General features: G+C 73.0%; 9 protein-coding genes and 1 pseudogene. 6 read left to right on the forward strand and 4 right to left on the reverse strand.

Going from position 1 to position 9,584, the window contains the following annotated elements:
• A partial coding sequence (locus GTW43_RS02470) for an inorganic phosphate transporter (RefSeq protein WP_202500943.1) occupies positions 1 to 177 on the reverse strand: 177 nt, incomplete at its 3' end.
• Positions 178 to 369: 192 nt separating this feature from the next.
• The gene (locus tag GTW43_RS02475) at positions 370 to 1,116 is read right to left on the reverse strand and encodes a lysozyme (RefSeq protein ID WP_161299891.1); all 747 of its coding nucleotides are present in this window, start codon (positions 1,114 to 1,116) and stop codon (positions 370 to 372) included.
• 200 nt (positions 1,117 to 1,316) lie between these two features.
• Here GTW43_RS02475 and GTW43_RS02480 point away from each other — a divergent pair, with 200 nt between their 5' ends.
• The 3 genes from GTW43_RS02480 to GTW43_RS02490 all read left to right on the forward strand — a co-directional run bounded on the left by GTW43_RS02480 (position 1,317) and on the right by GTW43_RS02490 (position 4,682).
• Complete coding sequence (locus tag GTW43_RS02480) at positions 1,317 to 1,973, forward strand: class II aldolase/adducin family protein (protein ID WP_202500944.1); 657 nt, start codon at positions 1,317 to 1,319, stop codon at positions 1,971 to 1,973.
• A gap of 73 nt (positions 1,974 to 2,046) precedes the next feature.
• The gene (locus GTW43_RS02485) at positions 2,047 to 3,174 is read left to right on the forward strand and encodes an alpha/beta hydrolase (RefSeq protein ID WP_161299893.1); all 1,128 of its coding nucleotides are present in this window, start codon (positions 2,047 to 2,049) and stop codon (positions 3,172 to 3,174) included.
• A gap of 119 nt (positions 3,175 to 3,293) precedes the next feature.
• A complete protein-coding gene (locus tag GTW43_RS02490; protein WP_161299894.1) occupies positions 3,294 to 4,682 on the forward strand; it encodes a hypothetical protein in 1,389 nt (462 codons plus the stop codon).
• Positions 4,683 to 4,698: 16 nt separating this feature from the next.
• Here GTW43_RS02490 and GTW43_RS02495 read toward each other — a convergent pair whose 3' ends face one another.
• Positions 4,699 to 5,586 carry a neutral zinc metallopeptidase gene (locus GTW43_RS02495; protein WP_161299895.1) on the reverse strand — a complete coding sequence of 296 codons (888 nt, stop codon included), beginning with the start codon at positions 5,584 to 5,586 and terminating at the stop codon, positions 4,699 to 4,701.
• 263 nt (positions 5,587 to 5,849) lie between these two features.
• Between GTW43_RS02495 and GTW43_RS02500 the strand changes: the two genes are divergently transcribed.
• The 3 genes from GTW43_RS02500 to GTW43_RS02510 all read left to right on the forward strand — a co-directional run bounded on the left by GTW43_RS02500 (position 5,850) and on the right by GTW43_RS02510 (position 9,040).
• The gene (locus GTW43_RS02500) at positions 5,850 to 7,448 is read left to right on the forward strand and encodes an ABC-F family ATP-binding cassette domain-containing protein (protein ID WP_161299896.1); all 1,599 of its coding nucleotides are present in this window, start codon (positions 5,850 to 5,852) and stop codon (positions 7,446 to 7,448) included.
• 400 nt (positions 7,449 to 7,848) lie between these two features.
• Entirely contained in the window at positions 7,849 to 8,070 is a 222-nt protein-coding gene (locus tag GTW43_RS02505; protein ID WP_018533414.1) for a helix-turn-helix domain-containing protein, read from the forward strand.
• 178 nt (positions 8,071 to 8,248) lie between these two features.
• Complete coding sequence (locus GTW43_RS02510; protein WP_161299897.1) at positions 8,249 to 9,040, forward strand: enoyl-CoA hydratase/isomerase family protein; 792 nt, start codon at positions 8,249 to 8,251, stop codon at positions 9,038 to 9,040.
• A gap of 19 nt (positions 9,041 to 9,059) precedes the next feature.
• Here the strand turns inward: GTW43_RS02510 and GTW43_RS02515 are convergent.
• Positions 9,060 to 9,584: pseudogene (locus GTW43_RS02515) on the reverse strand (nucleopolyhedrovirus P10 family protein); the annotation flags it as partial.

Here is a 9,584-nt window from a genome sequence, read left to right on the forward strand (position 1 = left end):
TAGGAACGCTCCGACCAGGTTCAGCACGGCGGACATGGCCACCGCCGTCTTCGGCTTGAGGGCGCCGGTCGAGATGGTCGTGGCCATCGCGTTGGCGGTGTCGTGGAAACCGTTGGTGAAGTCAAAGACCAGTGCGGTAACGATCACGATCGCGAGGAGCAGCGTGATGTGTTCCATTTACCCAGGCTTCGGTTGGACGTCAGTGGCACGGTGAACGTAGGCAAGCCGGGTGAACGGAAGATGAACTGGGCGGGGCGTCATGGTGACCCGAAGCGGAGGGCGGCCGCTCCGCTTGTCGCGGGGCGGCCGCCGTCGTTCCGGATCGAGGGCCCCGGGGCCCCCGGAACGCGGGGTTCCGCGGGGGGTGGGCTACCCCCGGGCGAACCGCTTGAGCTGGGCCGTGGAGCCGTTGAAGAGATTCTGGTCACCCGGCAGGCTGCCCTTGTTCGCGTACTGCCAGAAAGTCCAGTACGACCAGCCGCGCGGGAGCGGTCCCGCGGTCTTCGCGTAGTGGGCCAGCCACAGGGCGTGGTTGGAGGCGAAGGCCCCGCTGTTGCCGGTGCACTTCTTCCACCACGTGTAGTTGGTGTAGATCACGGGGCGCCGCCCGGTCCTGCGCTGCACCTCGTCGCTGAAGGAGCGGATCCAGGAGACCAGCTTCCCCTTGCTCATGCCGTAGCACTTGTGCTTCTTGCTGTACGGGTTGTACTCGATGTCCAGCGCGGGCGGCAGGGTCCAGCCGTCCCGGGTCCAGCCTCCGCCGTTGCGGACGAAGTAGGAGGCCTGGGCGCGGCCGGAGGACTTGTCCGGCACCGCGAAGTGGTAGGCGCCGCGGACGATGCCCTTGTTGCGGGCGCCGTTGTACTGCTGGCCGAAGTAGGGGTTGCGGTAGTTCGTCGACTCGGTCGCCTTGACGTAGGCGAACTTCGCGCCCTTCTTCTTCGCGCTCGACCAGTTCACGCTCTTCTGGTGCGAGGAGACGTCGTGTCCTCTGGGCCGGGACGCGGCCTCGGCCGGCAGTTCCGCGAGTGCGGTGCCCCCGAGCGTCAGCGCGGCCACGGAGGTGAGGGCCGCGGCGCGGGCGCGACGGCGGGACGGTTTGTGATCACGAGCCATATTTCCCCCCGGATGGCGACGTGCATGACAAATCCCCCAGAGGTTACCGGAGGGCTCCGTCGCGCCCGTCGTCGCCAAGCCAGTCGTGGTAGGGACTCCTTGCGGTACGAAATATGCACATATCGGATCTATCGGGCCGGGTATCTCGGCCACGGCCCGGCGTGTCTGCCGCCGTTCGGGTGCCTGGCAGGATGCGCGGCATGAGCGAACTCGAACAGGCGTGGGACGAGCTCGTGGTGACGGCCCGTCGGACGGTCACCGACGGACTCGTCGTCGGCACCTCGGGCAACGTCTCCGTGCGCGTCGGCGACGGCGACGCGGCCCGGATCCTCGTCACCCCGAGCGGCGTCCCCTACGACCGGCTGGGCCCGCGCGACCTGCTCGCCGTCGATCTCGACGGCCGGACCCGGACCGGCACCCTCGCCCCCACCAGCGAGCTGCCCCTGCACCTGGCGCTCCACCGCACCACCGGCGCACGCGCCGTGGTGCACACCCACGCCGTGCACGCCACCGCCGTCTCCACGCTCGTCCCGGAGCTGCCGCCCGTCCACTACATGACCGCGGCCCTCGGCGGCCCGGTCCGCGTCGCGCCCTACGCCACCTACGGCACCCCGGAGTTGGCCGAGAACATGCTGTCCGCGATGGCGGGCCGCACCGCATGTCTGCTGCAGAACCACGGCACCGTCACATACGGAGACACGCTCACCGCCGCGTACGACCGCACCGCCCAGCTGGAGTGGATGTGCCGGCTCTGGCTGACCGCGCGCTCCGTGCCCGGGCTCAGCCCCTCCCTGCTGACCGGGGCCCAGCTCGACGAGGTCGCCGAGCGGCTGGCCGGATACGGGCAGGGCCGCTGACCGGCGCCGCCGCGGATCACCCGGATCGGCCGCCCCACTGGCCAGTGCGGCCGCCCGCGAAGACACTGGACGGGTGCGCACCGCCAGAGCGACGGCCGCTGCCGTCACCACCGCGACCGGAGTCCTCGCCGCCGCCATCGCCGCCGGCCGGCTCGTCAGCGACGCCGCGCTGAAGGCACCCGCAGGCCGCCCGCTGCCGACCGAGCCACGGCTCACCGTGCACGCCGTCGCCGCCGGACACGTCACGCTCACCCGCGACCTGGCCTCGCTGCGCCCCGGCACCTACGGGCTCGCCGGCGACGGCTTCCACGCGGTCGTCGGGCCCGTCGCCGAGAGCGCCCCGCACGCGGCCGACACCGTCGTACGGCGGCTCGAGCGCGTCACCCACGGCACCCTCGAACCCGGCGCCCACGCCTGGCTCACGCCGCAGGTCCACATCGGCGACCCCGCCTCCGCCCTCGGGCTCGAACACGCCGACATCGACGTCCCCGGCGAGCTCGGCGGCCTGCCCGCCTGGTTCGTGCCCGGCGCCCGCGACACCTGGGTCATCACCGTGCACGGCCTCGGCACCACCCGGGAACACCCCATGAACGTCATGGAGTTCCTGCACCGCCACCAGTTCCCCGTGCTCGACCTCGCCTACCGCGGCGACCTCGGCGCGCCCCGCTCCCCGGACGGCCTGCACCACCTCGGCGAGACCGAGTGGCGCGACCTGGACGCGGCCCTCCGCTACGCGGTGCGCTACGGCGCCCGCCGCGTCGTCCTGTACGGCTGGTCCACCGGCGCGGCCATGGCCCTGCACGCCGCCGCCCACTGCGCGCTGCGTGAGCGCATCGCGGGCCTGGTCCTCGACTCCCCGGTGCTCGGCTGGGAGACCACCCTGCGCGCCCTGGCCCGCGCCCACCGCAGCCCCGGCTTCCTGATGCCGCTCGCCGTGCGCGCCGCCCAGGGCCGCACCGGACTGCACGGCGACACCCTCGCCGAGGCCGCCGACCCCGCAGGACTGACCGTGCCGACCCTGCTGGTGCACGGCCCGGGCGACGAGGTCGCCCCCTGGGCGCTGTCCCGGCGACTGGCCGCCGCCCGCCCCGACCTGGTCACCCTGCACACCGTCGACGACGCCCCGCACAACGCGATGTGGAACGCGGACCCGGACCGGTACGAGGAGACGCTGCGCCGCTTCCTGACCCCCCTCATGTGAGCCCAGGGCCGCCCGCCCGGCCCCGCGCCGAGGACCCCGCGCCGGGCACGAACCGCGGGCCGAGTGCCGAACACAGGCCCGCGTTTGGGAATTCGCCGGGTCACGGGGACACTGCTCCAGTGACGTCCCGTACCCCGCGCGACTCCCGGCTCCGACTTGTCCGCCCCCGCCGCCAGCCGCTGGCGCCCCCTGCACCGCGCACGGCGACCCGCCGACCCGCCCCACGGCCCCCGGAGGGCACCCCGCCACCGGCCGAGCTCGCCCGTACCGCCCGCGAGGGACTCGCCGCCGCGGTCCGCGTCGCCCGCTGGGCCGACGCCACGCTCAGCCCCGGCAGCGACATGGGCGCCCGCGACGGGAAGGGCACGCTCGCCGACGCCACCGCGCAGCGCGCCGCCGCCGACCTCGGACTCACCGTGGACCGGGTCCGCGCCGACTGGGACACCGCACGCCTGGCCGGACTCGTCGAGGTGCACGGCGACAGCGCCCGCCCCGGCTGGCGGCTGCGCGTCTGGGACCGTGACGACGCCGCCGTGCTGCGCGGCTGGGTCGCCCTCTTCGACGCCTGGTCGCTGGTGCACCCGGCGCCGCCCGGCCTGGAGGCCGGAGCCGTCGCCGAGGCCGTGGAGGCCATGCCGCAGCTGCTGTCGTTCCTCCAGCTGATGGCGGGGCCGGTGGCCGGCGACCAGCTCCTCGACCTGCTCGACCAGCGCGTCACCGAGCTGCGCACCGAGCGCTGCGAGATCCCCTTCGGCCCCCGCCCCGAACCGGAGGCGCCGGAGAGCACCCCGCTGCTCCCGCTCCTCGACTGGGCGCTCAGCGGCCTCGCCGCCGTGGGAGCGCTCACCTACGCCGACGGCCAGGCCACGCTCACCCCGCTCGGCAGCTGGGCGGTGTGGGTCCGGCTGGAGCAGATCTGCGTGGCCGCCCAGTCCCCGGCGGGGAACATCGAGGTCGCCGCCGAGGACATGCTGCGCGGCTGTGCCCGGCTGCGGCCCAAGGCGGCCCGCGACGAGTACCGGGCCTGGCTCGCCGCACGGAACGTCGGCAACGCTGTCACCGAGCTGATCGACGCCGCCCGGGGCGAGGACGCGCTGCTGCGCGGGCTCGCCTTCGAGGCCCTGCGCGTCGTCGGCGCCCCCGCCGAGCCCGAGGTCCGCAAGGCGGCCGACGACCCGGGGCTGCGCGCCTACGCCCTGCTGTGGCTCGCCGAGCACGAGGGCGCTGACCCCGAGGACGTGCACACGGTGCTCACCCGCGAGGAGGCGACCTGGCTGTGGGTCGACACCGCCGCGGCGGTCGCCGACCACGGCGAGGCCCCGCTCCTCGTACGGCACCTGGAGTCCGCCGTGCAGCCGACGGTGCCCGCGCTCATCGACGAGGTCAGGGCCGTCGGCCACCCGCGCACCGTGCAGGTGCTGGTCGCCCTCGCGGCCGCGCACCCCGACCCGGCCCTCGCCAAGGCCGTCCGCCGGGCCGCGTTCCAGGTCCACACCGGCGGCGCCTGACCCGCGGCCCGCGTCGTCAGCGGAACGTGTTGCACTGCGCCATGTCGCCGCTCTTGTAGCCCTGGTAGAACCACTGCTGGCGCTGCTGGGCCGAGCCGTGCGTCCAGGACTCGGGCGTCACCCGGCCCTGGAACTTCTCCTGGATGCGGTCGTCCCCCACGGAGGCGGCCGCGTCGAGCCCGTCCTGGATGTCCGCGTCGGTCAGCTTCGAGATCAGCGGCCGTCCCGTGGACTCGTCCGGCGTCCGTGTGGCGTGCCGGGCCCAGACGCCCGCGTAGCAGTCCGCCTGCAGCTCGACCTTCACCGCGTTGCTGTTCTGGCCCGTGCGGCCGTCCTGCGCGCGCTGCAGCGTGCCCATCAGGTTCTGCACGTGGTGCCCGTACTCGTGCGCCACGACGTAGGCCTGGGCGAACGGTCCGCCGCTGGACCCGAACTTCGTGCGCAGTTCGTCGAAGAAACTGAGGTCGAGGTAGACGATGCGGTCGCCCGGGCAGTAGAAGGGGCCGACTGCGGACGTGGCTCGTCCGCAGGCCGTCGTCACCTGATTCGTGAAGAGTTTCGTCGACGCCGGGGTGTACTGCCCCTGGCGCCGCTGGAACTCAGCACGCCAGTAGTCCTGGACGCTGTTGACCACCGCCACGATCCGGCAGTCCTGCTGGGTGTTCGCGTCGCCGCCCGTGCGGCAGTGCTGCTGCACCTGGGCCGCGCTCGACACGCTCGTCGCCGGGGTGCCGGAGTCGTCCGAGGACAGGCCGAACTGGTCCGTGCCGAAGAACAGGCCGAGCAGCAGGGCGATCAGGCCCGCGAAACCGCCGCCGATGGTCGCCTTGCCTCCCGGGACCCGGCTGCCCCGTACGTCCTGGACCTCCGAGGTGTCCAGCCGCGCGTCGTCGTCGAACTGCATGCCGCACCGCCCAGTCGCCGAGTGCGGTCCCGAGGTCCGGGGCCGCCGTCTCTCATCCTCGGGCGCCCAGGGCCGACGGGCCCGGTCCGGCGGCCGAACGGGGGACGGGGGCGCCCGGCCGGGGCCGGGACGGCGGCGGGGGAAAAGCGTTTGCATCCCACCGTTAAACTGGGTCGTATGACGTTTCTTCTCTGGGTGCATTAGCGGCGCCGACCGGCCCTCGCCCTGTCAACCCGCTGTTAATCCTGTCCTGGAGACCCACCGTGATCACCGCCTCCGGTATCGAACTGCGCGCCGGCGCCCGCATCCTCATCGACAACGCCACGTTCCGGGTCGCCAAGGGCGACCGCATCGGCCTGGTCGGCCGCAACGGCGCGGGCAAGACCACCCTCACCAAGTGCCTCGCGGGCGAGGGCATCCCTGCCGGCGGCACGATCAGCCGCTCCGGCGAGGTCGGCTACCTGCCGCAGGACCCGCGCACCGGCGATCTCGACGTGCTCGCCCGCGACCGCATCCTGTCCGCGCGCGGCCTCGACGTCCTGATGCGCAAGATGCGGGAGAACGAGCAGCGCATCGCCACCGGCGCCGGCGCCACGCAGGCCAAGGCCCTGCGGCAGTACGAGCGCCAGGAGACCGAGTTCCTCACCAAGGGCGGGTACGCGGCCGAGGCCGAGGCCGCGACGATCGCCGCCGCGCTGAACCTGCCCGACCGGGTGCTCGGCCAGCCCCTGCACACGCTCTCCGGCGGCCAGCGCCGCCGGATCGAGCTGGCCCGCATCCTGTTCTCCGACGCGGACACGCTGCTCCTCGACGAGCCGACGAACCACCTCGACGCCGACTCGATCATCTGGCTGCGGGACTACCTCAAGACGTACAGCGGCGGCTTCATCGTGATCTCCCACGACGTGGAGCTCATGGAGACGGTCGTCAACAAGGTCTTCTACCTGGACGCGAACCGCTCGCAGATCGACGTCTACAACATGGGCTGGAAGCTCTACCAGCAGCAGCGCGAGGCCGACGAGAAGCGCCGCAAGCGCGAGCGGCAGAACGCCGAGAAGAAGGCCGCGACGCTGAACGCGCAGGCCGACAAGATGCGCGCCAAGGCCACCAAGACGGTCGCCGCGCAGAACATGGCCAAGCGGGCCGACAAGCTCCTCGCGGGACTCGAGGAGGTGCGCGCCAAGGACAAGGTGGCCAAGCTGCGCTTCCCCGAGCCCTCGCCGTGCGGCAAGACGCCGCTGATGGCGGAGGGCCTGTCGAAGTCGTACGGCTCGCTGGAGATCTTCACCGACGTCGACCTGGCCATCGACAAGGGTTCCCGGGTCGTCATCCTCGGGCTCAACGGCGCGGGCAAGACCACCCTGCTCAAGCTGCTCGGCGGCGTCGAGCAGCCCGACACCGGCCAGGTCATCGAGGGCCACGGGCTCAAGCTCGGCTACTACGCGCAGGAGCACGAGACCCTCGACCCGGAGCGCACGGTCCTGGAGAACATGCGCTCCGCCGCCCCCGACCTCGACCTGGTCGACGTCCGCAAGACGCTCGGCTCGTTCCTCTTCTCCGGCGACGACGTCGACAAGCCGGCCGGCGTCCTGTCCGGTGGCGAGAAGACCCGTCTCGCCCTCGCCACGCTCGTCGTGTCGTCGGCCAACGTGCTGCTCCTCGACGAGCCGACGAACAACCTCGACCCGGCCAGCCGCGAGGAGATCCTCGGCGCGCTGCGCACCTACAAGGGCGCGGTCGTCCTCGTCACGCACGACGAGGGCGCCGTCGACGCGCTCCAGCCGGAGCGGATCATCCTGCTGCCCGACGGTGTCGAGGACCTGTGGGGCCAGGGCTACGCGGACCTCGTCGCCCTCGCCTGAGCCCCGTCCCGGGCCGGCCCGGCGTGCCCCGAGGTGTGACCCGGAGCCTGACCGGAATCGCGATCAGACCCGGGTGATCCACTCCGTATGGATCATTCGGCCGAGCCGTGATCCTTCATCTGCGTGAGGCCGCCTCGTACCACGGTGTGTCCGCCGGGCGCCGGGTGCCGGCCGGGGCGGTGGATCCCTTGGGGCGCCTGGGCCGTCGCTGACCTGCCGGTTCCTTTGTACCGGCCCTCGCGGGCGCCGTCGGAGCCTGGCGGAACCTCGGATTCCACTCGTGTGGATCCCCGTGCAGGACCGGATCGGGGGTCTACAGACCTTGCCGAATGGGTGGCCAGGAAGCCCGGGAGGGGTGATCATGGGAAATCCAGAGCGCACTTCCCATGAGGAGGCACGGGTGGCCGAGACTCTGAAGAAGGGCAGCCGGGTGACCGGCGCCGCGCGCGACAAGCTCGCGGCAGACCTGAAGAAGAAGTACGACTCCGGTGCGAGCATCCGGGCGCTGGCCGAAGAGACCGGCCGCTCGTATGGCTTCGTCCACCGGATGCTGAGCGAGTCCGGGGTCACGCTGCGCGGTCGCGGCGGGGCCACACGAGGCAAGAAGGCCGCGGCGAGCTGACGCTTCCGGCTCAGCTCTTCGTTACGGCTCGTTCGGTGCACTGGCTCCGTCGGTGACCTCCCGGTCGGTCCGCATACCGCCCGGGAGGTTACTGTGCAGTCACTTACGCTTCGGCGCGCAGGCGTTCCCGCGTGCCGCCGTCGCGTCTGCTGACGACTGCGCACTCCCGGAGGCCCAGATGACCAGTACCGCGCCGCTGCTCGACCAGGACGGCGTCCGGCTCACCGTCGACGACACCGTCGCCACGGTGACCCTGACCAACCCGGACAGGCGCAACGCCCAGAGTCCCGCGCTGTGGCGGGCGTTGACCGAGGCCGGGCGTTCCCTGCCGGGCTCCGTGCGGGTGGTCGTGCTGCGCGGCGAGGGCAAGTCCTTCTCCGCCGGCCTGGACCGCGTCGCCTTCACCCCCGAAGGCTTCGAGGGCGAGCCGTCCTTCATCGACATGGCCCGTGGCGGCGAGGAGTTCCTCGACGCCACGATCGCCGAGTACCAGGAAGCGTTCACCTGGCTGCGCCGTACCGACATCCTGACCGTGGCCGCGGTCCAGGGGCACGCGATCGGCGCGGGTTTCCAGCTGGCCCTCTCCTGCGATCTGCGCGTCGTCGCCGACGACGTGCAGTTCTCCATGCGCGAGACCAGCCTCGGGCTCGTCCCCGACCTCACGGGCACGCACCCGCTCGTCGGCCTCGTCGGCTATGCGCGCGCCCTGGAGATCTGCGTGACCGGCCGTTTCGTCCACGCGGACGAGTCCGTGCGCACCGGCCTTGCCAACCTCGCCGTGCCCGGGGACCAGCTCGAGGACGCGACCCGCGACCTCGTGGCCGCGCTCGTGGCCGCGCCCCGCGACGCCGTCATCGAGACCAAGGCGCTGCTCCAGGGCGTCACCGGGCGCACGCTCGACGCACAGCGCGCCGCCGAGCGCGCCGCCCAGGGCCGTCGACTGCGCGACCTCGCCGGTCTCGGCGACTGAGCGCGGCTCCTCGCCGGGGTCAGTCCCCGAGGTCTCCGAACCCCATCACCAGCACCGCGACCGTAGGGGTGTCCGGGAGCGCCGCGCCCACGGCCTCCCGGACCGCACGCGCCACATCGAGCGCGCGGGCGTCACGGGCCAGCACCAGCTCGACCCGGACGTGCCGGCGGGGCAGGGCCGCGCCCTCCCCGGCGGCGCGCTCCTCGATGTGCACGCTGCGACCGAGGCCGACCGGCGCCGTGGCGGGCCGGAGCACACCGGGGACCGCCAGCGCCGCCTCGACGGCCCGGTCCGTGTCCCCGGCCGGTACGGGGCGCGGGGCGCCGGATGTCGCCTCCGGCACGTCCGGCCCGTCCGGCTCGTCCGGTCCGTCCGGCCCGGCGGGAACTCCGGGTGCCGCCGCGTCGGCTGCCGGCGGGGCGAGCGGCTCCGTGAGCAGCTCGGTGACGCGCACGTCGACCTCCGCGACGACCAGACCGAGGCGTCCCTGCGCCGCGCCGGCCAGCGCCGTGCGCAGCCGCTCCGCCGCCGCGGGCAGCGGCTC

This window comes from Streptomyces sp. SID5785 (genome assembly GCF_009870065.1).
Classification (GTDB): Bacteria; Actinomycetota; Actinomycetes; order Streptomycetales; family Streptomycetaceae; genus Streptomyces.

What these genes read in the sequence shown, in the direction of transcription:
- GTW43_RS02475 (WP_161299891.1), bottom strand. Translation starts at nt 1,116, where the DNA reads ATGGCTCGTGATCACAAACCGTCCCGCCGTCGCGCCCGCGCCGCGGCC.
- GTW43_RS02480 (WP_202500944.1), top strand. Translation starts at nt 1,317, where the DNA reads ATGAGCGAACTCGAACAGGCGTGGGACGAGCTCGTGGTGACGGCCCGT.
- GTW43_RS02495 (WP_161299895.1), bottom strand. Translation starts at nt 5,586, where the DNA reads ATGCAGTTCGACGACGACGCGCGGCTGGACACCTCGGAGGTCCAGGAC.
- GTW43_RS02510 (WP_161299897.1), top strand. Translation starts at nt 8,249, where the DNA reads ATGACCAGTACCGCGCCGCTGCTCGACCAGGACGGCGTCCGGCTCACC.